This window comes from Pseudomonas sp., assembly GCF_050739775.1.
Taxonomy (GTDB): domain Bacteria; phylum Pseudomonadota; class Gammaproteobacteria; order Pseudomonadales; family Pseudomonadaceae; genus Aquipseudomonas.
The window spans coordinates 17,842-42,275 of sequence record NZ_JBOICA010000026.1 but is presented as its reverse complement, the minus strand read 5'-3'; the positions used below and the strand labels follow the sequence as shown (position 1 = coordinate 42,275).

Sequence of the window (24,434 nt, the reverse complement as noted above, 5' to 3'; positions counted from 1 at the left end):
CCGCATCAGGGTGATGCGACGGCCACCGCTGGCCTGGATCAGGCCAGGTTTGCTGCACCCGCCGGACGGCGAGACATCAGGCTTACCAGCACAAAGCTGACCAACGCGATCGCCAGGCTGTAATAGATCGGCGTGTTGGCATCCATCCCATCCTTGATCATGAATGCCAGGGCAGTGACAAAGCCCAGGGTCATGCTGGTGATTGCCCCGGCAGTGGTTGCCCGTTTCCAGTAGATCGCACCGATCAGTGGCACCAGCATACCGCCGACCAACAGGTTGTAGGCCAGGGTCAGGGCACTGATCACGTCTTCGACCACCAGCGCGATACCCAGCACGGCAATACCGGTGAGCAAGGTGAACAGGCGGTTGATACCCAGGCTCGATTGCTTGCCACCGCGCAGCTTGGGCAGCAGGTCTTCAGTCAGTACAGTCGAGGCCGCGAGCAGGCCAGCGCTGGCCGTGGACATCATTGCTGCCAGTGCTGCTGCAATCACCAGGCCGCGGATGCCGTCAGGCAGGGCGGATTTGACGATGGCGGCAAAGGCATTGTTGGCGTTGCCCAGATCCGGCAACAGCACATGGGCAGCCATACCGATCGCGGCACACACCAGGCCATAGATCACGCAATAGATACCGGCAGTGGTGCCGGCACGCTGGGCGACCTTTTCGTCACGGGCGGTGAACACCCGCTGCCAGATATCCTGACCGATGAGGATGCCGAAGAAGTAGATCAGGAAGTAGGTGATGATGGTGTCCCAGCCGATGGTGGTCAGGCTGAAGCTCGACGCCGGCAGCTTGGCCACCAGTTCATCCCAGCCGCCCACGCGGTACAGGCAGATCGGCAGCAGTACAAACATCAGGCCAACGGTCTTGATCACGAACTGGACGATGTCGGTCAGGGTCAGCGACCACATGCCGCCGACAGTGGAGTACACCACGACAACACCGCCGCCGAGCAGGAGGGCGGCCCAGAACGGCATTTCGAACAGTACTTGCAGAACGGTACCCATCGCCAATGTCGAGGTCACGGCGATCATCAGCGCATAAGCGAGCATGATCACGGCGCTGGCTTGGCGGGCCATGGGGTTGTAGCGTTGCTCCAGCACCTGGGTCACGGTGAAGATCTTCAGGCGCAGCAGTGGTTTGGCCAGGAACAGGTTCAGGGCGATGATGCCCAGGCCCAGGGCCGCGCACAGCCAGAAACCCGAGATACCGTGCACGTAGCCCAGTTTCACTGTGCCTACAGTCGAGGCGCCGCCCAGCACCGTGGCGGCCATGGTGCCCATGTACAGGCTAGGGCCCAGGTTGCGTCCGGCCACCAGGTAGTCTTCATGGGTTTTCGCTTTGCGCATGCCATACCAGCCAAGCGCGAGCATGGCGGCCGCGTAGATCAAGACAACGATTAAGTCTAAGGCCATGGGTGTCTCCGATTATCTTTATTATGGTGAGATCGATCCTGGCGCCAGGCAAGCCCGGCGCCGGTCATTCGTCTACTGCGCGGGCCGCTTGTGCGATCCGGCGATCATGGCTCCTGCCTCGTTGCAGCTCCTGGTGCCTGTCGGTCAGCGGCGAGCAACGCCTGGCAAGACACAGAGCATTTCGTAAAGCAGGTTGGCACCGAGCAGCGAGGTGTTGCCGGTGGTGTCGTAAGGTGGCGAGACTTCCACCAGGTCGCAGCCAATCAGGTCCAGGCCCTGGCAACCACGGATGATTTCCATGGCCTGGATGGTGGTCAGGCCACCGATTTCCGGGGTGCCGGTGCCTGGGGCCCAGGCCGGGTCGATACCGTCGATGTCGAAGCTCAAGTAGACCGGACCGCCGCCGACCTTCTCGCGTACTTCGGCCATCAGTGGCGCCAGGGATTTGTGCCAGCATTCTTCGGCCTGGACCACACGGAAGCCCTGCTTGCGGCTCCAGTTGAAGTCTTCGGCGGTATAGCCCTGGGCGCGCAAGCCGATCTGCACCACACGGTCGCAGTCCAGCAGGCCTTCTTCCACCGCGCGGCGGAAGGTGGTGCCGTGGGCGATCTTCTCGCCGAACATGTGATCGTTGACGTCAGCGTGGGCATCGATATGCACCAGGCCTACCTTGCCATGCTTCTTGTGGATCGCCCGCAGGATCGGCAGGGTGATGGTGTGGTCGCCGCCCATGGTCATGGGGATGACATTGTGCTCGAGGATTTCGTCGTAGGCTTCTTCGATGATGCGCACGGCTTCAAGCAGGTTGAAGGTGTTGATCGCCACGTCGCCGATATCGGCCACCGACATCGAATCAAAGGGCGCGGCGCCAGTGGCCATGTTGTAGGGACGGATCATCACCGACTCGGCGCGGATCTGCCGTGGGCCGAAACGGGTGCCGGAGCGCAGCGAGGTACCGATGTCCAGAGGAATGCCGATGAAGGCGGCATCAAGGCCTTCGGCGCTTTGCAGGTGAGGGAGACGGAGCATGGTGGCGATGCCGCCGAAACGCGGCATTTCGTTGCCGCCCAGTGGTTGGTGCAGAATCTTGTCCACGGTCGGGCCTCATCGATTCGATTGTTCTAGTTGTTGGAACCTGTCTTGCGGGTCGGCAAGTAACCCGGAAATGCCGGCAAGCAGGTGTATTGCGGCAGATTCTGCAAAAGGTAGTGAGCAAGAAGAATCGCTACAGGCAAATACTTAGTTCAGGTTTTTCTAAACTATTGCCGGGAATCTGGTTAGACTTTTCCCACCTGCCGCCTTTTCGGACCCCGTAAGCCATGGCTACTGCACTGCCTGACCTGAAACTCCTGCGCATTTTTGTCAGTGTCGTGCGCCATCAGGGGTTCGCCAACGCCCAGCGTGAACTCAATCTCTCGACCTCGGCCATCAGCACCTACATGAGCCAGCTGGAAGCAGCACTGGGCATTGTGCTTTGTCATCGTGGGCGAGGGGGCTTCAGCCTGACCAGCAAGGGCGAACTGTTCCATCAGGAAACCCTGCGCCTGCTGGCAGAAATGGACGGCTTCGAGCAGTACGCCGCAGCGCTCAAGGGCGAGTTGCGCGGTACCCTGAACCTGGGAGTGATCGACTCGACAGTAGGCGACCGGGCCCTGCCGCTGGCCGAAGCGATCGGCGCCTACAGCCAGGAGCACCCGGCGGTGCACCTGCATCTGTCGGTTTCCAGTCCCTACGAGTTGCAGCTGGGGGTCCAGGATAACCGCCTGGACCTGGCCATCGGGGCGTTTTCTACGCGCATGAGTGGGCTGGTCTATCAGCCGCTGTACCGTGAGCAGCACTGGCTGTACTGCAGTAATCGCCATCCGCTGTTCCACGAGCGGCGCATTCCCGAGCAGGTCATCACCCAGCAGCGCATGGTTGGGCGAGGCTACTGGAGCCAGGCGGAACTGGCCCGCCACGGCTTCAAGCACAGTGCGGCGACAGTGGAAAGCATGGAGGCGCAACTGATTCTGGTGTTGTCCGGAGCCTACATCGGCTACCTGCCGGAACACTATGCCCAGGCTTGGGCCGACAAGGGCGATTTGCGCGTGTTATCACCGGCGACCTTCGGCTATCAGGCGCCGTTTTCCATGATCATTCGCCGCGGACGCAGTCGCGAACCCTTGATTCAGACCTTCCGTGACTTGCTCAAGGCGCAACTCACGCCGACCTGAACAAAACCTCGCCTGGGAAACGTAACCAGGGCCGTAGATTTTTCTAAGAAATCGGCCACAGCCCCGTAAATGCTCTGCTAAACCTGTACTTGCTTTGATGAAATCCCCCATCATCTTCCAAGCAGGGACCGCCCAGATGCGCATGAATTTGCCCGTCACTGAGCATGAAAGAACCTTTCCCAACGAACAACGACTGATTTCCACCACCGATCTCAACAGCCATATCACCTACTGCAACGATGCGTTCGTCGCCATCAGCGGATTCACTTACGAAGAACTGCTCGGTCAGCCGCACAACCTGGTGCGCCATCCGGATATGCCCCCTGCGGTGTTCGCTCATATGTGGGAAACCATCAAGCAAGGCAAGCCGTGGATGGGCGTGGTCAAGAACCGGTCCAAGAACGGCGACTTCTATTGGGTCAGTGCCTATGTGACGGCTATCTACGAGAACGGCCGGATCAGCGGTTACGAATCGGTGCGCTCAGTGCCAACCCGCGAGCAGATCCGTCGCGCCACGGCGCTGTATGCCCGGCTGCGCCAGGGGCGTGCGGCGGTGCCTTGGGCGGCGCGCGTGGGTGAGTGGGTCGAGCATGGCTGGCCACTGCTCGGTGCTGGCCTGCTGTCGGCGGCAGGTTACCTGTGGTTGCCGCAATACGCAGCTCTTGGCGTACTCATGGCCAGCCTGCTCAGCGCCTGGTACCTGATCGAATCGCGTCAGAATCGGGTGATCAAGCACACGCTGGCTGAGCATCCAAAAGCCTTCACCAGTCCAATTGTGGCCCTGACCTACAGTGACAACAAAGGCCTGCAAGGGCAGTTGGACCTGGCCATTCTCAGCGAGGAAGCGCGCTTGCAGACGGCCCTTACCCGTCTGGTGGACGCCGGTGTCGGGGTCAAGGCGCGGGCGGCACAATCCTCGGACCTGTCCGGTGCCCAGGCGCAGATGCTCGACCGTCAGCGCAGTGAAACCGATCAGTCGGCAACGGCTATCGCACAGATGGCAGCGACCATCCAGGAAGTCACCCACAACGTGCAGACCACGGCCACAGCCGCGGCTGATGCCGATCAGTTGGCCCAGCAGGGCAGTAACCTCGCCCAACAAAGCCTGCGGGCCATGGGCAGCATGAGCGAGGCAGTCAACGACATCGGTCAGGCGGTTAATGCTTTGGCTGACCAGACCCAGTCAATTGGCAGTGTGGTGGATGTGATCACCTCGATTGCCGAGCAGACCAATCTGCTTGCCCTCAATGCTGCGATCGAGGCGGCGCGGGCCGGCGAGCAGGGGCGTGGTTTTGCCGTGGTGGCCGACGAAGTCCGCTCCCTGGCTCAGCGAACCCGAACCTCCACTGAGGAAATCCACCAGATCATCGCTTCGCTGCGTGATGGAGCCCAGCGGGCGGTGTCGACGGCCAGCAAGGGCGAGCAGATCTCCAGGGAAAGCGTGCAACGTGTCGAAGCGGTGCAGTCGGCACTGGTGGGGATCAGTCAGGCGATCAGCCGCATTACCGGCATGAGTCAGCAGATGGCCACGGCGTCCGAGCAACAGAGTCATGTCGCTGAAGATATCAATCAGCAGATCACCCGCATCGCCCAGCTCTGCGATCACAGTGCCGGGCAGGCCAAGCAGGGCGCCGAGATCAGCCAGGACCTGGAGCGCATGGCCGAATACCTGTACAGCCTGGCCGAACGTTTCAACCGCTGAAGTCGTGCGCTTACTCCACAGGGAAGTGGGCTTTTTTCGGGACTGCTGTGGCACACTTTGCCCGCCCAGGAGAACCCGATGTCCAGAATCCAGTGCGAGCGCTGCCTGCGCCCACAAACCCATTGCCTTTGCCCATTGATCCCATCCCTCGATAGCCGTACCCGCGTGCTGGTGTTGCAGCATCCCAGTGAGGTGCGCCATGCCCTCAATACTGCAAAGCTGGCAGCCCTGGGCTTGCGCAATGCCGAGCTGAGGGTCGGGGAGGTGTTCGAGGATCTGGCTGAGCTGCTTGAGGCGCCGGGGTATCGCAGCGCCTTGCTGTTTCCCGGCGACGATGCACAGCCCCTGGCTGCCTATGCCGATGGCAATGAAGAGCGCCCGTGGTTACTGGTGGTGCCTGATGGCACTTGGCGCAAGGCGAGCAAACTGCTGCATCTGAACCCGCTACTGGCAACCTTGCCGCGGGTGACGCTGGCCCAGGTGCTGCCTTCGCGCTACCGCTTGCGCAAAGCGCCGGCTCAAGGGGCGCTGTCGACCTTGGAGGCGGTGGTGCAGGCGTTGAATGTGCTGGAGGCACCGGTGTGTTTTGATGCGCTGCTAAGGCCGTTCGAGGCCTTGATCGAAGGGCAGATCGAGGCGATGGGGCGGGAGACGTACGAGCGTAATCATCTGCGTTGATTATCGCGGGGCAAGCCCGCAGGATTACGAGGCTTCTTGTGGGAGCGGATTCATCCGCGAAGGGGCGCGGCGCGGCCCCAGAGAAGGGACTGCTATGCAGTCCTTCGCGGATGAATCCGCTCCCACGATAAAAGACAGTTGCCTGCGATAGTCAACGTTCGCGCATGGCTTCGGTCCGCGCCTTGAGCACCGGCTTGAGCAAGTAGTCGAGTACGCTTTTATGGCCGGTGATGATGTCCACCGTGGCGGTCATGCCAGGGATGATCAACAAAGGTTTTTTGTCGCCCCCGAGGTGGTTCTTGTCGGTGCGCACCTGGATCAGGTAGAAGGCATTGCCCTTGTCGTCGGTCACCGTGTCGGCGCTGATCAATTCCAGCTTGGCCTTCAGGCCACCATAGATGGTGTAGTCGTAGGCGCTGAACTTGACCATTGCCGCCTGCCCCGGGTGCAGGAATGCAACGTCCTGGGGGCGTACCTTGGCTTCGATCAGCAGGTTGTCCTCCAGTGGCACGATCTCCAGCAGGTCGCTGCCCGGCTGGACCACGCCACCAATGGTGTTGACCTTGAGCAGCTTGATGATGCCATGCACCGGAGAGACCACCGTGGTGCGCGAGACCCGGTCATCGATGGCGATGCTCGACGCGGTGATCTTCGACAGGTCGGTGCGTTTCTCGTTGAGTTCCTTGGCCGCTTCCGAGCGGAAGCCGGCTTCCGATTCTTCGATCTTGCTCTTGATTTCCGCCACTGCCGCCTCTGCCCGGGGAATGGCCAGTGTGGTGGCGTTCAGCGAACCTCGCGCCTCCACGGTACTGCGCTTGAGGCGCAAGATCTCCACGGGTGAAATCGCCCCGGTACCCACCAGCGGCGTCGACATATTCAGTTCTTGCTGAAGCAGGGCCAGCGCCGAGCGGTACTGCTCGGCCTTGGAGCGGAACTCGGCCAACTCCTGGGTCTTTTGCCGCAGTTGTTCGCTGAGGGTCTGCTTCTCGCTGGTCAGGCGACGTTGCCGGGACTGATACAACGACAACTCGTCTTCGGCCACCTGCGGCGCCTTGTTGCGTACTTCTTCGGAAACCTGGAAGGGACGACCCTCGGCCTCGGCCGATAAGCGCTCGACCTGGGCGGTGAGGGCATAGCGATCCGCTTCGCTCTCGCCCTTGTTGGACAGAAAGCGGGTGTCGTCCAGGCGCAGCAAGGTATCACCCTTATTAACCATTTGCCCTTCGCGGACAAAAATCTCGGTGACGATGCCACCTTCCAGGTTCTGGATCACCTGTACCTTGCTCGACGGAATCGCCTTGCCTTCACCCATGGTGACTTCGTCAAGCACCGCAAACCAGGCCCAGGTCACGGCCACCAGCAACAAGGCGGCAGCCAGCCACACGGTGATGCGCGACAGGCGTGGCGAGTCCTGCAACGTTGCGCCGGCCACATCGGGCATGTAGTCGCGTTCGGCGGTCTTGCCGAAACTCTGGAAGTAACTGCGCAGGCCTTGGCTGATGGACATTACTGGACCCCCTAGATGGCCGAACCGACCCGGCCTTTGCGCAGTGCATCGATGACCGCTTCCTTCGGCCCGTCAGCCACCACCTTGCCGTTGTCCAGCACCAGCAGGCGGTCGACCAGGCTGAGCATCGAGGTGCGGTGGGTAACCAGCAGCAGGGTCTTGCCCTGGACCCAGCCCTGCAGGCGTTGGCGCAGTTGCTCTTCGCTGGCGTTATCCATGTGGCTGGTGGGTTCGTCGAGGATCATGATCGGCGGCTCCAGTAGCATCGCCCGGGCCAGCAGTACGGCTTGGCGCTGCCCTCCGGAGAGCAACTGGCCGCGTTCACCCACCGGACGCTCGAAGCCTTGCGGATGCTGGCGCGCCAGCTCACTGACGCCGGTCAGCTCGGCCACCTCAAGCATCCGCGCGTCACTCACATAGCGCGCACCGAGGGTGAGGTTGTCGCGCAGGCTGCCGGCCAGCAGCGGCAGGTCATGGGCAACATAGCCGATCTGGTTGCGCAGGTCGGCGATGTCGAGTTGGCGCAGGTCGAGGTTGTCGAGCAGGAGTTGCCCTTCGTCCGGGGCATAAAAGCCCATCAACAGGCGGGCCAGGGTGCTTTTGCCCGAGCCGCTACGGCCGATGATACCGATGCGTTCGCCGGGCTTGACGCTGAAGCTCACATCATTGAGTGCTGCGGCGTTCTGCCCGGTATAGCGAAAACTGACATGGCTGACCTCAAGGGCACCGTGCAGTTGGGTACGCTCCAGCGGTTGCTGGCCCGCCTGGCGCTCTTGTGGCAACGCCATCAGGGCATCGGTGCTGCGCATGGTCAGCTGCGCCTGCTGATAGCGGGTGATCAGCCCGGCGATCTGTCCCAGCGGTGCCAGCACGCGGCTGCCGAGCATGTAGCTGGCGACCAGGGCGCCAACGCTGAGGTTGCCGGCAATGATGCTGTAGACGCCGGCGACAATGGTCGCCATGCCGCAGAATTGCTGGATGAACAACGTGCCGTTGGTAGCCAGGGCCGACAAGTTGCGGGCATGGGCGTCGAGGCGGGTCAGGGCGCCGTGGGTGCTTTCCCATTGATACTGACGCTCACTCTCGGCACTACAGGCTTTGAGGGTTTCCAGGCCGCCGAGCGTTTCGATCAGCAGGGCCTGGCGTACCGCGCCCAGGGCCAGGCTTTTTTGTACGGTGTCGCGCAGGCGTACCTGGATGAACAGGGCAAAGACAATGGTCACTGGAAAGGCGATTAGCGGAATCACCACCAGCCAGCCGCCGAGCAGGCCGATCACCAGCAGCATCAGTACCACGAAGGGCAAGTCAATGATGCTGGTCAGGGTCACCGCGGTGAGAAATTCGCGCAGGCCCTGGAAGTCATGGATGCTTTGCGCAAAGCCGCCGACGGTTGCCGGGCGGGCCTTCATCGACATCCCGGTGATGCGCTCGAACAACGTGGCCGAGAGAATCAGGTCGGTCTTTTTTCCGGCCTGATCCAGCAAGTGGGCGCGTACCACGCGCAGAATCAGCTCGAACAGGGTGCCGATCAACAGGCCGACCACCAGCACCCACAAGGTCGAGATGGCCTGGTTGGGCACCACCCGGTCGTAAGTCTGCATGACGAACAACGGCACCATCAGGCCGAGCAGGTTAATCAACAAGCTGGCCAACAGCGCATCGCTGTAGAGCCAGCGTGACAGCTTCAGGGTGTCGCGGAACCAGGCATTGACCCGTGGCATCAATGGCGCGCGCAGCTCTTCGAGCTCATGCCGGGGGCGGGCGAACAACGCCTCGCCGCTGTAAGCCTCGGCCAGTTCCTTGTGGCTGACCCATTGCTCGCCGCCTTCCGCCTCGCTGGGCAGGATCAGCGCCATACCGTCATCGCCCCAACGCCGCAGTACGGCGCAGCGGCCCTCCTTGAGCAGCAACAGCACCGGCAGGTTGAGTGGCGAAATCGCGTTCAATTCCCTGCGCAGCACCCGAGCCTGCAAACCGGCACGAGCAGCAGCCCGTGGCAGCAGGTCGAGGCTCAAGCGCTGCTGGGCCAAGGGCAGGCCGGCACTCAGACCCGCGCGACTGAGCGTGCAACCATGCAGCTTGCAGAGGATCAGTAATCCATCGAGTAGCGGGTCATCGAAACTCTGGCGCGGATCCGTCGTCGAGCTCACAGGTTGCATGCTGGTCACAATGGCCTACTCCTGCAACGGGTTGAGACTTAGCGCATGTCGGGCAAGCGTGCTTCGCTCTTTACTTCACTCTTGGCAATGGCCTCAGGCGGCAGTGAGATGCGCTGCTTGTTCAGCAGTTCACCCATGTTGGCCAGGACCCGATACATCGAGAACTCCTCGGTATAGCGCACTTCGGTGTAACGACGGTTGGCGTTGTACAGCTCGTTTTCACTGTCGAGCAGGTCGAGCAGGGTCCGTTGGCCGAGGCCGAACTGGTCCTGGTAGGCCGCGCGCACACGGGTGCTGGTGTCGGCGTACTCGCGGGCGGTCGGGGTTTGCTTGCGGGCGTTGGTCATGGCGTTCCAGGACAGCGCCAGGTCCTCGTTGAGGGTGCGCAAGGCATTGTTGCGGATGTCCATCGCCTGGTTGATCTTGTGTGCATCCGACTGCAGGCGGGCCTTGTCGCTGCCGCCGCGGAACAGGTTGTAGCTGAGCTCGACACCGGCTTGCCAGTCATTGTTGTCGTGACCGACCTGACCTGCGGTGTTGTTGTTGGCACCCGTGGCCAACACCGCATCCAGGCGCGGATAGAACGGCGACTTGGCCACTTCGTACTGCTGCTCGGCAGCTTGTACGTCAGCCTGGGCCGACTTCAGGTAGGGGTTATGCTCCAGCATGTCCTGGCGTGCGTCCAGCAGGCTCGCAGGCATTTCACCCTTGATGGTGACCGGTGTTTCCAACTCGTCGGGTACGCGGCCGATGACGCTGAAGAAGTTGGCTTCGGCATCGGCCAGGTCGACTTCGGCGGTGTACAGGTTGTTTTCCGCCAGGGCGCGACGAGCGGTGGACTGGTCAAGGTCGGCGGTGCTGCCCACGCCACGTTCGCTGCGCAAACCGATCTGGTCGTTGACACGCAGGTGGGCCTGGAGGTTGTTCGTGGCCAGGGTCACCAGTTCACGGCGCTTGAGCACTTCCAGGTAGACCTCGATGGCGCGCAGGGCGATGCTCTGGGCGGTTGCCTGGGTGTAGTAGGCGCGGGAGTTGACCACGGCTTCAGTGCGACCGACCTCGTTGGCAGTGTTGAAACCGTCGAACAGCATCTGCCGCAAGCGCAGGTCTGACTGGGTGTAGGTCAGCGTTTCCTTGTGGTGATTACGGCTGCCGTCGGGATCGATGCCGCGGGTATTGGTGTTGTCCGACTTCTGTCGGCCATAGCCGGCAACCAGGTCGACGCGCGGGTACCAGCCGCCTTTGGCAACGTTTACGTCTTCGTCTGCCGACAACCGACTGTTGCGGCTGGCGTTGATTTCAGGATGTTGGTCCACGGCGCTTTGTACAGCCTCCGTAATCGACATCGCTTGAGCATTGGCACATGCCATGGCCAAAAGAATTGCGCCGGTGATGGGGGTCAAAACGCGCATGGGGTACTTCTCCCTGATTTCTAATTTAGGTGTTGCTGTCGTCATAAAATTGACGAACTTTTACGTGCAAACCGTTTCAGGTTTGTAACAACAGAGCTAAGAACATTTATAAGACGAGCTAAGAAGAATTTTTCATAAGAGTTATGCGAAAAAAAACTTATGAGGTCTAAGAAATCCACGACATTGTTCATATCGGGCGACCCGTCGATTCTGCGCTAGGGTGCATATTTCGGGCGTCGGAGAAAGTTCAATTTTTTTTGCGGCAAAGGGCACGGATGTAGCGGAGGGGATGGAGGAAGGGCAATCATTGGCGACAATTTTTTGGCACATGTCAAATGGCCAGATTGTTTTTCCACGTTCACCGGGAGTCTGTGATGCGAAGGTGTTGATTGCATTGAAATCCACCCGCGTCTTCAGCACTTTCCGGGTGTTGGCCCAGGGCGGGGGTAGCGGGCCGACCACGCGATTCAGGGTGCTTTTCTGCGAAAAACCGTTCCGCAGCGGAGGAGAGCGCTCATGGCCAAGTTAATCGGTATTGTCAGCAAAGTAGTCGCAGAGGTCTTCGCCGTCGCCAGTGACGGGACACGTCGGGCGCTGGCCGAGGGGGACCGGCTGTTTGCCGGCGAGCAGTTGCAGACTGGCGCTGCCGGGGCCGTAGCCGTCCATCTGCAAAATGGCGCCGAATTGACTCTGGGACGGGACAGCAGCCTGGCACTTTCGCCGCAGTTGCTGGCCAGCCAGGCACCGCATGCCAAGGCACCAGAAGCGCTGACGCCGAGCCAGGCTCAACTCACCGATGTGGAAAAGCTCCAGCAAGCCATCGCTGCCGGTGCCGACCCGAGCCAGGACGCCGATCCGACAGCGGCCGGTCCCGGTAGTGGCGGTGCACCGGGTGCGCTAGGTGGTGGTCACTCCTTCGTTCTACTCAATGAAGTAGCCGGTCGGGTTGATCCGGTCGTTGGATTCCCAACGGCGGGTTTCAACGGCTTTGTGGAGTTGCCGGAGCTGGATGTCGGCGTGCTCAACAACAACGATGACGCTCCGCCGCCGCTGCCGGTGGTGGACAACCCAGTCATCATCGAGGGTCTGGAGGTGGTGGTGGGCGAGTTGTCCCTGAACGAAGCCAATCTGGCGCAGGGATCTGCCAGTGCCCCTGCGGCCTTGACCCGGACCGGCAGTTTTACCGTGGTAGCAGCGGATGGGGTGTTCAACCTGAATGTCGGTGGCATCAATGTGGTCACTGCTGGCGCTGTGACCGGTGTGGGCCAATCCATCACCACTGGGCTTGGTAACGTATTGACCATCACCGGCTACGATGCTGCGACCGGTGTGGTCAGCTACAGCTATACCTTGACAGGCGCCGAAGCGCATCCGGCCGGTGGCGGTGCCAATGGGCTGGGTGAGAGCATCAGCGTCTTGGTCAGCGATACCGATGGTGATGTGGCCAGTGGTTCGCTGGACATTACCGTTAGCGATGACACGCCTCGGGCAGTGGCTGACAGCAATGTGGTCACAGCCACCGAGAATCAGCTGACCCTGACCGGCAACGTCCTGGGTAACGATACCCAGGGCGCCGACCGTCTCCCGAGCGGGCCGATTACCGCGCAGACCTTCAATGGCACCTACGGCACCCTGGTGCTGGCCGCTGATGGCTCCTACACCTATACGCTGAACACCAGTGATCCGGATTTCATCAACCTGCATGGTGGCGGCAACGGCACCGAGACCTTCACCTATACCCTCAAGGATGCCGACGGCGACAGCAGCACCGCGACGTTGCAGATCAACGTCAGCAATCTCAACGACCCAGTAACCCTTAACGGTCTGGGTGTTGAAGGTGGTGAGTTGACGGTCAACGAGAAGAACCTCAGCGATGGCAGTAGCCCGGACACGCCATCGTTGACCCAGACCGGCAGCTTCACCGTGACCGCTGCGGACGGCCTGCAAACCCTGACTGTGGGCGGCATCGCCGTGGTTACCGGTGGCAACGCAGTCGGCTTCCCGCAATCGGCCACCACGCTGCAGGGCAACACCCTGACCATCACCGGCTACAACCCCAGCACCGGGGTGGTGACCTACACTTACACGCTGCTCGACAGCGGAGCGCATGACAGTGGCAACGGCACCCCCCTGAGCGAGAGCTTTACGGTGGTCGCCACCGACACCGATGGCAGCAGTGCCAGCGGCTCGATCGAGGTGAATATCGTCAACGACGCGCCCAAAGCAGTCGCTGATACCAACACAACCCCCGCCACGGAAACCCAGCTGACCCTGACCGGCAACGTCCTGGGCAACGATACCCAGGGTGCCGACCGTCTCCCGAGCGGGCCGATTACCGCGCAGACCTTCAATGGCATCTACGGCACCCTGGTGCTGGCCGCTGATGGCTCCTACACCTATACGCTGAACACCAGTGATCCGGATTTCATCAACCTGCACGGTGGCGGCAACGGCATCGAGACCTTCACCTATACCCTCAAGGATGCCGACGGCGACAGCAGCACCGCGACGTTGAAGATCAATGTCAGCAACCTGAATGATCCGGTGACCATAAGAGGTTTGAATGTCGAATGTGGTGAACTGACCGTCTACGAGAAGCACCTCAGTGACGGCGGCAGCCCGAATGGGGCGGCATTGACCCAGTCCGGCAGCTTCATTATCACTGCTCCCGATGGCCTGAAAACCCTGACTGTCGCGGGTGTCACCGTGATCAGCGATGGCAACGGCAGCTTCCCACAATCGGGGACGACCCCGCTGGGCAACACCCTGACCATCACCGGCTACAACCCCAGCACCGGGGTGGTGACGTACACCTACACACTGCTCGACAACGAAGCGCATACCAGCGGCAATGGCAGCACCCGGAGCGAAAGTTTTAACGTGGTGGCCACCGACACCGATGGCAACAGTGCCAGTGGTTCGCTCGAGGTGAATATCGTCGACGACGCGCCCAAAGCCGTTGCTGATATCAACACAACCCCCGCCACAGAAACCCAGCTGACCCTGACCGGCAACGTGTTGAGCAACGATACCCAAGGCGCCGACCGTATCGCGAGTGGGCCTATTACCGCGCAGACTGTCGAGGGCACCTACGGAAAACTGGTGCTGGCTGCCGACGGTTCCTACACCTACACGCTGAACACTGCAGATCCGGACTTCATCAACCACGGTGGCGGCACCGGTATCGAGACCTTCACCTACACCCTCAAGGATGCCGACGGCGATACCAGCACGGCGACGTTGAAGATCAACGTCAGCAACCTGAATGATCCGGTGACCATAAAAGGGTTGAATGTTGAATGCGGTGAGTTGACCGTTTATGAGAAGCACCTCAGTGACGGCAGTAGCCCGAATGGGGCGGTCTTGACCCAATCCGGCAGCTTCATCATCACAGCGCCTGATGGCCTGAAAACCCTGACTGTCGCGGGTGTCGCCGTGATCAGCAACGGTAATGGCAGCTTCCCGCAATCAGGGACGACCTCGCTGGGCAACACCCTGACCATCACCAGCTACAACCCCAGCACCGGGGTAGTGACGTACACCTACACGCTGCTCGACAACGAAGCGCACACTAGCGGCAATGGCACCAGCCGGAGCGAGAGTTTTACCGTGGTCGCCACCGACACCGATGGCAGCAGTGCCAGTGCTTCGCTCGATGTGAATATCGTCGATGACGCACCCAAAGCCGTCGCTGATATCAACACAACCCCCGCCACGGAAACCCAACTGACCCTGACCGGCAACGTCCTCAGCAACGACACCCAGGGCGCCGACCGTATCGCCAACGGACCGATTACGGCGCAGACCTTCCAAGGTATCTACGGCAAACTGGTCTTGGCCGCTAACGGTTCCTACACCTATACGCTGAACAGCGCCGATCCGGATTTCATCAACTTGCGCGGTGGCGGAACCGCTACCGAGACCTTCACCTATACCCTCAAGGATGCCGACGGCGACAGCAGCACGGCGACGTTGAAGATCAATGTCAGCAACTTGAACAGTCCGGTCGTCATCGATGGACTTGACGTCAACGGTTGCGAGCTGACGGTCTACGAGAAAAACCTCAGTGATGGCAGCAGCCCGGACACGCCGTCATTGGCTCATTCCGGTAACTTCACCGTGACGGCTCCCGATGGCTTGCAAACGCTGACTGTGGGGGGCATCAACGTAGTCAGTGGCGGCTCGATCAGCGACTTCCCACAATCGGGGACAACCCCGCTGGGCAACTCGCTGACCATCACCGGATACAACCCGAGCACGGGTGTGGTGACCTACACCTACACCTTGCTGGACAATGAAAACCATCCAAATGCCAATGGCACCAACAGCCTCAATGAGCCCATCACTGTCACCGCGACCGATAAAGATGGCAGTACTGCCCATGCGACTCTGGATGTAGCCATTGTTGACGATGTAACAGCGGTAGTGGGCGCCGAGCGCTCGGTGACACCGGGGCAGGTCGACTCTAACCTGCTGCTGATCATCGACGTGTCCGGCAGTATGCGCGAGGAATCGGGCGTCCAGGGCAAGACGCGTCTGCAACTGGCCAAGGATGCCATCAGCTCCTTGCTCGACAAGTACGACGAGATGGGCGACGTCAAAGTCCAGGTTGTCACCTTCAATTCATCTGCGTCGGAGCAATCGACCCTCTGGGTATCGGTCGCCCAGGCCAAGCAGATCGTTGCTGGCCTGACAGCGGGCGGTGGTACCAACTACGATGCCGCAGTGGCCGAGGCGAAGTCGGCTTTCGCCAACAGTGGTAGCTTGAGCGGGGCGCAAAACGTCGGCTATTTCTTCTCCGACGGCAACCCGTCCTCGACCGCGCAAGGCATCGGTGCGGCTGACGAGGCTGCCTGGAAATCCTTCCTCGACAGCAACGGGATCAAGTCTTACGCCATTGGTCTGGGCAGCGGCGTCAACGCCGGTAATCTCAACCCGCTCGCTTATGACGGCAGCACCCATACCGATACCAACGCCGTGGTGGTTACTGATCTCAATGCATTGAACCAGGTGCTGTCCGGTACGGTGCAGGGTGCGCCAATTACCGGCAGCCTGATGAGTGGCGGAAATTTTGGGGCTGACGGCGGCTTTATCAAAGCGCTGCTGATCGATGGCACGACCTATACCTATGACCCCAAAGCCGATGGCGGCAAGGGCAGCTACACCGCAACTGGTGGTATTGATCGCGGTAGCTTCGATACGCTAACCAATACCTTCAACATCAAGACCCAGCAGGGCGGCACCTTGCTGGTTGACATGGATACTGGCGAGTTCACCTATACGCCAGCGAAAGACACCGGCACTACCGTGACCGAGACTATCGGCTTTACCGCCAGTGACAACGATGGCGACCTGAGCAGCGCCAACCTGGTGGTCAATGTCTACTCCAACGCCGCGCCAGTGGTCGGCGCCGACTCTATCATCACCAACATCCTCTCCAGCACCATTACTGTACCGGCCGAAGCACTGCTGGCTAACGACAGCGATGCCAACAACGATACGCTCAATGCATCGCCAATTACCTTCACCACCTATTGGGCGGCCAAAGGTGCGGGGTTCTCGGTAGGCAACGGCACCTCTACGGTTGGTTTCTCGGGAAGCAACAGTAGTGAGGCCAACCAGCTCAAGGACTTGCCGCGTAGTGCGTTCCGCATCGCCGCGAATACAACCACTGCAGTGCTGCTGGTCAATGGCTACCTGGGCGCGCTATCGAGTAACGCCAATGCCGAGGACGTGCTGACCGTCACCTTGAAACAAGGCGAGTCGCTCAAGCTCGATCACAACCGGTCCGCTGGCAACATCCTGATGGAGTGGAAGGATGAGAATGGCGTTTATCAGACCATTGCCGATGGCGCCAGCTTCACTGCCAGTCATGACGGGGTGTACAGCATCCACATCGTCAACCAGTCCAATCCTCTGGGGGGGAATGCCAGTGCAGCGGAAAGCTATGCCTTGACCATGACCGTCGACTACGCAAATGCTCAGAACCAAACCTATAACGGCACCTATACGGTCAGTGATGGGCATGCTGGCAGTGGTACTGGCAATGTGGCGATCGTCTACCAGGGCGGCAGTATCCTGACGGGTACTGAGGGCCATGACACCTTGCTGGGCGGGGCGGGTCACGACACCCTCAATGCCGGTGCCGGCAATGATGTGCTGATTGGCGGTGACGGCAATGGCATCCTCAACGCAGGCGATGGTAATGACTTGCTGATCGGCGGCAACGGCAATGACCAGCTCAATGGCGGTGCCGGTATCGATACTGCCAGTTATGCCGGTGCCGGTGGTGGGGTAACGGTCAGCCTGGCAAGCGCAGCAGCGCAAAATACCGGAGGGGCGGGGACTGATACCTTGACCGGTATCGAGAATCTGATTGGCTCGGACTACAACGACGCCTTGACCGGCGACGGCAATGCCAACCTGCTCAAGGGCGGGCTGGGCAACGATACCTTGAACGCAGGGGGTGGCAACGATGTCCTGGCCGGTGGGCCGGGGAACAATACCCTGACGGGAGGTACCGGCAACGATATCTTCCTCTGGCAGCAGGGCAATACGGGGCGTGACCTGGTGACCGACTTTACACCTGGCACGGACCGGCTTGATCTGTCGCAGTTGCTCCAGGGCGAAAATGCGACATCGGCGTCACTGGACGATTACCTGCACTTCAAGGTCTCCGGCAGTGGCTCCGAGGTGATTTCGACCATCGAGGTGAGTGCCGTGGCGGGGGCTGCGCCGACCCAGATCATCGATCTGGCTGGGGTCAACCTGGCTCAGCACTATGGGGTGACGGCAGGGGCGGGGGGGGTGATTGCTGCCGGGCAGGATACGGCGACGATTATCAATGGGATGCTTAATGATCATTCGTTGAAGGTGGATACGGTGTGAGAACTGCGGGTCAGGACGGCCGACGCAGTGTCTTTTGCCGCAGGATGTAAATGCTGACCAGCACCGCGCTGGTCAGCATGAATCCGCGCGCCCAAGGCAGCGGCACCAGGTAGCAGGACAGACCGATGCTCAGCCACATCAAGCCGATCGCGTAGACCTTGCCTTTGAGCGGGATGCCTTCACCACTGAGGTAATCGTGAACCCACGGCCCAAGCCGTGGATGATTGACCAGCCAATGGTGAAAACGCGGGGAGCTGCGAGCAAAGCAGGCCGCAGCCAGAAGCAGGAAGGGAGTGGTCGGCAATACCGGCAGGAAGATGCCGATCACTCCCAGCGCGACGCTGAGCCAGCCGATGGCCAGCAGCAGGTGGCGCATTGACGCCGGCTCAGTGGTGGCGTGGTTTGAGCAATGCAGGTGCAGGCTTTTCGTCTGGCGCATGCTGCAGCAGGTACAGCGCGGTCAGGGCCTCTGGAATCTGCACGATCATGTCGTCCATCAGGTTGGCGTCGCTGGCGATGTCGGCGAATTCAGGCTGTTCGTCGAACAGGCCGGAACCGACCATGATCGGCAGGAGCATTTCGCTGACTTCTTCCTCGGCGGTCTCGAACCAGGCTTCTTCGCGCATGAATACGCCTTCCATGAAACCGATGCACCAGCCGCGCAGGTCGGAATCGTCCGGCTCGTCGCCCAGGTCCAGGTCGCACGGCAGCTCGAACTCCTCGTCGCTGGCCAGTTGGCGGGCGATGTGCGCCTTGAGCTGGATCAGCGTGGCTTCGATTTCTTCACGCTGGGCGTCGTCCTTGTAATGAGGCTCTTCGGCGAACAGGGCTTCGATCCATTCGCGCTCGGGAACCGCTTCGGTACCAATCGACAATGCAGTCAGGTAGCCGTGGGCGGCAACGTAGTCCAGCGCTTCTTCGTGCAGCTCGTCGGCGTCGAGGAAGGCTTGCAGGCGGGTCAATTGCTCGGCGAAGGACATTACAGGGCTACCTTGGGAATAAACGATGATCGAATTCTAGCATCTTGCGGCGCCTGCGAGGCAAAGGATGACGCCTATCGCAGAGCCCCCTGTGCGAGGCGACGCTCGGGTATAATGCCCGGCTTTTGTACCCGGCCACACCGTAATGGCAGGCCAGGTAAAAGCCGCTTACGCATTTTCAGGTGTGGCGGGGAAGGTTTTCATCCAGCCTGTGGCCAGGATGGTTCTGCGATTTATGGAGTTTCTATGCTCGAACAGGCTCAGCGCGTCCTCAAGGACATCTTCGGCTACGACAGCTTTCGAGGGCGCCAGGGGGCGATCATCGAATGCGTAGCCAAAGGGGGCGATGCGCTGGTGCTGATGCCCACCGGGGGCGGCAAGTCCCTGTGTTTTCAGGTGCCGGCGCTGTTGCGTCCGGGCCTGGCCGTGGTGGTGTCGCCCCTGATCGCGCTGATGGAAGACCAGGTGGCAACCCTCGACGAACTGGGTGTGGCCGCCGCCTCGCTGAACTCGACCCTGAGCGCCGAGCAGCAGCGTGACCTTGCCGGGCGCATTCGCCGTGGCGAGGTGAAGATGCTCTACCTGGCACCGGAGCGCCTGGTGCAGCCGCGCATGCTGGATTTTCTGCGCACCCTGGATATTGCCTTGTTCGCGATCGACGAGGCCCACTGCGTATCGCAATGGGGTCATGACTTCCGCCCCGAGTACCTGCAACTGGGGCAACTGGCCGAGCTGTTCCCGAATGTGCCGCGCATTGCCCTGACCGCCACCGCGGACATGCGCACCCGCGAAGAAATCGTCACCCGCCTGCATTTGCAGAATGCCGAGCGTTTCCTGTCGAGCTTCGACCGGCCGAACATCTTCTACCGCATCGTGCCCAAGGAGCAGCCGCGCAAGCAGTTGCTGGCGTTCCTCGGCGAGCGTCGTGGCAACGCCGGCATTGTCTACTGCCTGTCACGCAAGAAGGTCGACGATGTCGCCGCCTACCTGTGCGACCAGGGCTTTCCGGCGCTGCCTTATCACGCCGGCCTGCCTGCCGAAACCCGCGCCTCCAACCAGCGCCGCTTCCTCAATGAGGAAGGCCTGATCATGGTCGCCACCATCGCCTTCGGCATGGGCATCGATAAACCCAACGTGCGTTTCGTTGCCCACCTGGACCTGCCCAAGTCGCTGGAAGCCTACTATCAGGAAACCGGCCGCGCCGGGCGCGATGGCCTGCCGGCTGATGCCTGGATGGCATACGGACTGCAGGACATGGTGATGCTCAAGCAAATGCTGCAGAACTCCGAGGGTGACGAGCGCCACAAGCGCATCGAGCAACACAAACTCGACGCCATGCTCGCACTCTGTGAAGAAACCCGCTGCCGCCGCCAGATCCTGCTCAACTACTTCGATGAAGAGCTGCCGCAGCCTTGTGGGCATTGCGACAACTGCATCGATGGTGTGCAGACCTGGGACGCCACTGAACCTGCGCGCCAGGCCTTGTCGGCGGTGTACCGCACCGGCCAGCGCTATGGTGTTGGCCACCTCGTGGATGTGTTGCTGGGGCGTGACAACGAGAAGATCCGCAATTTCGGTCATGAGAAACTGGCCGTGTATGGCGTCGGCAAGGCCCGTTCCGAAGGCGAATGGCGCTCGTTGTTCCGCCAGTTGGTGGCTCGCGGCCTGGCCGATATTGATCTGGAAGGTTATGGCGGCTTGCGCTTGTCCGATAGCTGCCGAGCGTTGTTGCGCGGGGAGGTGAGCCTGGAGTTGCGCCGCGACCTCAAGCCGCAGACCAGCAGCAAGGGTAGCGGCAGCCCGGCCAGTCAGCTGGTCCGTGGCGACGAGCGCGAACAATGGGAAGCCCTGCGTGCACTACGACGCAAGCTGGCCGAGGAACACGGCGTACCTCCGTATGTCATCTTCCCCGACTCGACTTTGCTGGAGATGCTGCGCAGCCAGCCGACCAGTCTCAGCGAAATGGCCCAGGTCAGTGGTGTCGGTGCGCGTAAGTTGGAGCGCTACGGCGCGGCGTTCCTCGACGTCCTCGACGGTGCAGCCGAGACGCCACCACAGGTCGCCGACCTGCGCCACGAGTTGACCAGCCTGGCCCGTGCCGGCATGACCCCGGCGCAAATCGCCGGGCAGTTGAACTGCAGTGAAAAGAACGTCTACAGCATGCTGGCCGAAGCCATAGGCCGCCAGCAGTTGTCGCTGGAGCAGGCCCTGGACTTGCCGGAAGACCTGCTGGCCGAAATACAGGATGCCTTTCTGGATGGTGAGGGCGAATTGCCGCCAGTATCGGCCATTGCCGAGCAGTTTGGGGCCCGTGTGCCGGAAGGGGTGTTGTACTGTGTGCGGGCGGCGTTAGCCGCTGAATTCGAGATGTAAACGGTGTTTTGTCATCTTTTATAACGATTGTCAGACAGATAGAACCTTGAGGAGCCTTGCCTGTTGCGCAGGAGCATGGTTAGCTGACTAATAATTAGTTCTGATGATGAGTTTTCTATGCCGTTGACCGATCAACACCGCTTCGGAATGCAGCTGGCCCAGATGTCGCGGGGTTGGCGCGCCGAACTGGACCGCCGCCTGGCCGGGCTCAACCTGTCCCAGGCCCGCTGGCTGGTGCTGCTGCATCTGGCCCGTTTCGACGAAGCCCCTACCCAGCGCGAGCTGGCCCAGAGTGTTGGCGTCGAGGGGCCGACCCTGGCGCGTTTGCTCGATAGCCTCGAGTCCCAGGGGCTGGTACGGCGCCAGGCGGTATTGGAAGACCGGCGAGCAAAAAAAATTCATTTGTGCCCGTCGGCCAAACCGCTGATCGATCAGATCGAAACCATTGCCAACGCCTTGCGCGTCGAGCTCTTCAGCGGTGTCGACGAGGAAGACATGCGCGTGTGCATGAAGGTCCACGCGCGCATCCTGGCCAACCTGGAAAAGTCCTGAGCGGCCTCAGAAGGTCTGACCCAGGTTCAGGTACAACGCCTTCTGATTCTCGCTGTTGGCCCCGTAGCTGAAATTCAGCGGGCCCAACGGCGTCTCGAATCCGACGAAGATACTGGCGGCATTGATGTAGCCACTGTCGAACTCGTTGTCATTGTTCCAGGCCCTGCCCCGCTCCAGCGACCCCCCTACATAGAGCGGGAAGTCAAGTGGCAGGTAGGCGCGAGGTGTCAGGCGGCGGTAGTAGACCATACGCATCAGGCTCATATTCTGCCCGGATACCGAGTCCTGGCGAAAGCCTGAAAGCTGCCGGGCGCCACCGAGGACAAAGCTTGAGGTGACCACCTCGGCGTCGTCCAGCGTCCGGCCATACTGGGTCCCCAGCACCCAGGTATTCGGGCCGCTGCTCAGGGCTTTGTCCAGTTTGAAGTTCCATTGCCGGTAACGTTGATCGGACCCCAGGTCCGGTTCGAACTGGCGCAGGGTCAGGCTTATGTCTTCACCGCTGTGAGGGAAGTAGACATTGTCCAGGGTGTCGAACGAATACTTCAGCTCGTAGAAACCTTCGTTGAAGCTGAAGTGGGGCAGGTCCTGGTCGCCAATGCGTACTTCGGCGTTACCCCAGGCCTGGCCGACCCCGAAGCGCACTTCGCCGCTATTGCCGATCTGCCGTCCCAGGTTCAGGCCGAAGCCGTAGCGTTGCAGGCGGTATTCGGCAATCGGGTCGTCGTCGAGGGTGGCTTCGATGTTTTGCGAGCCCAGGTCCAGATATGGGGCGATGAAGTAGCGTGAGCCGGCATCCAGCGGTTGATAGAACTCGCTGTACAGCTCCTGTTGATCGCCGAACTGCGCTCGGGTCAACCACTCGGCGCCCAGGCGGTTGATGCCATTGACCCGATAGCTGGCGCCAATGTTGAAGGCACTGTCGCCGCGCAGGTCATCCGACAGGTTCAGGCCCAGGCGCAGGTAGTCGGTACCGCCGCGGCGGCCGCGGGCGTTGATTACCAGGGTGTTGTCGCTACCCTTGTGCACCACCCGGTACTGGACCCGGTCGAAGTAGTCCAGGCCGTAGAGGGTACCCATGTCGGTCTGCAGGCGACCCAGTTCCAGGGGCTCGCCGATAGGCTGGCGAACATAGAAACGGATCACCTCGTCGCTGACTTTCGAGTCGTTCTCGATCTTGATCGCGGTGATTACCGGCGTGCGCTGGCTCGGTGAGCGGGCGACATTCAATTCGCCATCGCTGCTGTCGGGGCGCTTGAGCACCGCCAGGCGCGTGTCCAGGGCACGCGCGGCGCGGTAGCCTGCGTCGATCATTTCCTCGGCGCGGCCAAAATCGGTGACGCCGAAGCTGGCCAGAGGCGGCTGGATCAGGATGTCGTTGCGATGCAGGTTCGCCAGTTGTTCCTCGGAGTTGCTTCGCGTCATCAGGGTGATCGACTGGTTGAGTACATCGACCACGGTCGCCAGTTGCTTGCGGCTGCGAAGCGGCGTACCGATGTCGACCACAATCGCCAGGTCCACACCCATGTCACGGGCGACATCCAGGGGGATGTTGTCGACCATGCCGCCATCGACCAACAATCGGCCATCCAGCTCGACCGGGGCGAATACGGCCGGAATCGACATGCTGGCGCGAATCACCTGGGGCAGGTGACCGCGGCGAAACACTACTTTTTCGCCATTGGCGATGTCGGTGGCCACGGCGCGGAAAGGGATCGGCAGCTTGTCGAAGTCGCGGGTATCACTGGTGTGGGCCAGCATGCTTTCCAGCAACAGGGCCAGGTTCTGCCCCTGGATCACCCCCAACGGCAGGCCGAGGCTGCCGTCGTCGCGGAAACTGAGCTTCTGCTTGACCAGGAAATCCCGGTCATCCTGCTTGCGTCGAAATGGCACGTCCTTGCGTGGCGGGGCATCGGACAGTGCCTGTTGCCAGTCGATACCCAAGGCGAGTTTCTCCAGCTCCTCGACCTTATAGCCGGAGGCATACAGGCCGCCGACTACCGCGCCCATGCTGGTGCCAGCAATGGCGTCGATCTTGATGCCTTGCTCCTCCAGGGCTTTGAGCACACCGATGTGGGCAAGGCCGCGGGCCGCACCGCCGGACAGCACCAGGCCGATTTTCGCGCGTGGTGGTTCGCCAGCCAGCAGTGGGAAAGAAACGACGATCAGCAACAGACTCAACAGCAAGCGGTGCATCATGGCTCTCGGAGCTAAGGCTAAAGACCGCTAGTATAAGCGTCCCCGCCTGTCAGGAGACTGTCACCCCATGAATGCCCACAAAGCCGAAATTGTCATTACCTATTGCACCCAGTGCCAGTGGTTGCTGCGTGCTGCCTGGCTGGCCCAGGAACTGCTCAGCACGTTCAGCGACGACCTTGCCCGGGTGGCCCTTGAGCCCGCTACAGGCGGTGCCTTCCGGATTACCTGCGACGGTGTGCAGATCTGGGAGCGCAAGGCCGATGGCGGCTTCCCTGAAGCCAAGGTCCTCAAGCAACGGGTGCGCGACCAGATCGATCCGCAGCGCGACCTGGGTCACAGCGACCGCCCGTGAT

General features: G+C 61.0%; 14 protein-coding genes and 2 pseudogenes. 8 read left to right on the top strand and 8 right to left on the bottom strand.

Going from position 1 to position 24,434, the window contains the following annotated elements; genetic code table 11:
- Positions 1–38: 38 nt before the first annotated feature.
- On the bottom strand, positions 39–1,418 hold the full coding sequence (locus tag ACRESH_RS15080) for a sodium:solute symporter (RefSeq protein WP_431742753.1): 1,380 nt from the start codon (positions 1,416–1,418) through the stop codon (positions 39–41).
- A gap of 144 nt (positions 1,419–1,562) precedes the next feature.
- The gene (gene speB / locus ACRESH_RS15075) at positions 1,563–2,513 is read right to left on the bottom strand and encodes an agmatinase (protein WP_038613564.1); all 951 of its coding nucleotides are present in this window, start codon (positions 2,511–2,513) and stop codon (positions 1,563–1,565) included.
- Between the two features lie 224 nt (positions 2,514–2,737).
- Here speB and ACRESH_RS15070 point away from each other — a divergent pair, with 224 nt between their 5' ends.
- The 4 genes and pseudogenes from ACRESH_RS15070 to ACRESH_RS15055 all read left to right on the top strand — a co-directional run bounded on the left by ACRESH_RS15070 (position 2,738) and on the right by ACRESH_RS15055 (position 6,011).
- Positions 2,738–3,631, top strand: coding sequence for a LysR family transcriptional regulator (locus tag ACRESH_RS15070; protein WP_431742752.1), 894 nt, complete (start codon positions 2,738–2,740; stop codon positions 3,629–3,631).
- 97 nt (positions 3,632–3,728) lie between these two features.
- Positions 3,729–4,079: pseudogene (locus ACRESH_RS15065) on the top strand (PAS domain-containing protein); the annotation flags it as partial.
- Positions 4,080–4,358: 279 nt separating this feature from the next.
- Positions 4,359–5,333: pseudogene (locus ACRESH_RS15060) on the top strand (methyl-accepting chemotaxis protein); the annotation flags it as partial.
- Between the two features lie 78 nt (positions 5,334–5,411).
- Complete coding sequence (locus ACRESH_RS15055; RefSeq protein WP_431742751.1) at positions 5,412–6,011, top strand: tRNA-uridine aminocarboxypropyltransferase; 600 nt, start codon at positions 5,412–5,414, stop codon at positions 6,009–6,011.
- Between the two features lie 151 nt (positions 6,012–6,162).
- Here the strand turns inward: ACRESH_RS15055 and ACRESH_RS15050 are convergent, their stop codons facing one another.
- The 3 genes from ACRESH_RS15050 to ACRESH_RS15040 are packed head-to-tail and all read right to left on the bottom strand — an operon-like array spanning position 6,163 to position 11,089.
- A complete protein-coding gene (locus ACRESH_RS15050; protein ID WP_431742750.1) occupies positions 6,163–7,518 on the bottom strand; it encodes an HlyD family type I secretion periplasmic adaptor subunit in 1,356 nt (451 codons plus the stop codon).
- Positions 7,519–7,529: 11 nt separating this feature from the next.
- Entirely contained in the window at positions 7,530–9,677 is a 2,148-nt protein-coding gene (locus ACRESH_RS15045) for a type I secretion system permease/ATPase (protein WP_431742749.1), read from the bottom strand.
- 38 nt (positions 9,678–9,715) lie between these two features.
- Positions 9,716–11,089 (bottom strand): TolC family outer membrane protein, encoded by a 1,374-nt coding sequence (locus ACRESH_RS15040; protein WP_431742748.1) that lies wholly within the window; start codon positions 11,087–11,089, stop codon positions 9,716–9,718.
- 516 nt (positions 11,090–11,605) lie between these two features.
- Between ACRESH_RS15040 and ACRESH_RS15035 the strand changes: the two genes are divergently transcribed.
- On the top strand, positions 11,606–17,977 hold the full coding sequence (locus ACRESH_RS15035) for a retention module-containing protein (RefSeq protein ID WP_431742747.1): 6,372 nt from the start codon (positions 11,606–11,608) through the stop codon (positions 17,975–17,977).
- 10 nt (positions 17,978–17,987) lie between these two features.
- On the opposite strand, the gene ACRESH_RS15030 is transcribed toward ACRESH_RS15035, so the two are convergent.
- Both ACRESH_RS15030 and ACRESH_RS15025 read right to left on the bottom strand, forming a co-directional pair.
- A complete protein-coding gene (locus ACRESH_RS15030; RefSeq protein ID WP_431742746.1) occupies positions 17,988–18,353 on the bottom strand; it encodes a YbaN family protein in 366 nt (121 codons plus the stop codon).
- A 10-nt stretch (positions 18,354–18,363) separates the two neighbouring features.
- The gene (locus ACRESH_RS15025; RefSeq protein ID WP_431742745.1) at positions 18,364–18,957 is read right to left on the bottom strand and encodes a UPF0149 family protein; all 594 of its coding nucleotides are present in this window, start codon (positions 18,955–18,957) and stop codon (positions 18,364–18,366) included.
- Between the two features lie 246 nt (positions 18,958–19,203).
- Here ACRESH_RS15025 and recQ point away from each other — a divergent pair, with 246 nt between their 5' ends.
- Complete coding sequence (recQ, locus tag ACRESH_RS15020; protein ID WP_431742744.1) at positions 19,204–21,330, top strand: DNA helicase RecQ; 2,127 nt, start codon at positions 19,204–19,206, stop codon at positions 21,328–21,330.
- Positions 21,331–21,447: 117 nt separating this feature from the next.
- Positions 21,448–21,882 carry a MarR family transcriptional regulator gene (locus ACRESH_RS15015; RefSeq protein ID WP_431742743.1) on the top strand — a complete coding sequence of 145 codons (435 nt, stop codon included), beginning with the start codon at positions 21,448–21,450 and terminating at the stop codon, positions 21,880–21,882.
- A 6-nt stretch (positions 21,883–21,888) separates the two neighbouring features.
- On the opposite strand, the gene ACRESH_RS15010 is transcribed toward ACRESH_RS15015, so the two are convergent.
- Positions 21,889–24,078 (bottom strand): patatin-like phospholipase family protein, encoded by a 2,190-nt coding sequence (locus ACRESH_RS15010; RefSeq protein WP_431742742.1) that lies wholly within the window; start codon positions 24,076–24,078, stop codon positions 21,889–21,891.
- Positions 24,079–24,148: 70 nt separating this feature from the next.
- Here ACRESH_RS15010 and ACRESH_RS15005 point away from each other — a divergent pair, with 70 nt between their 5' ends.
- Entirely contained in the window at positions 24,149–24,433 is a 285-nt protein-coding gene (locus ACRESH_RS15005) for a SelT/SelW/SelH family protein (protein WP_431742741.1), read from the top strand.
- Position 24,434 lies beyond the last annotated feature (1 nt).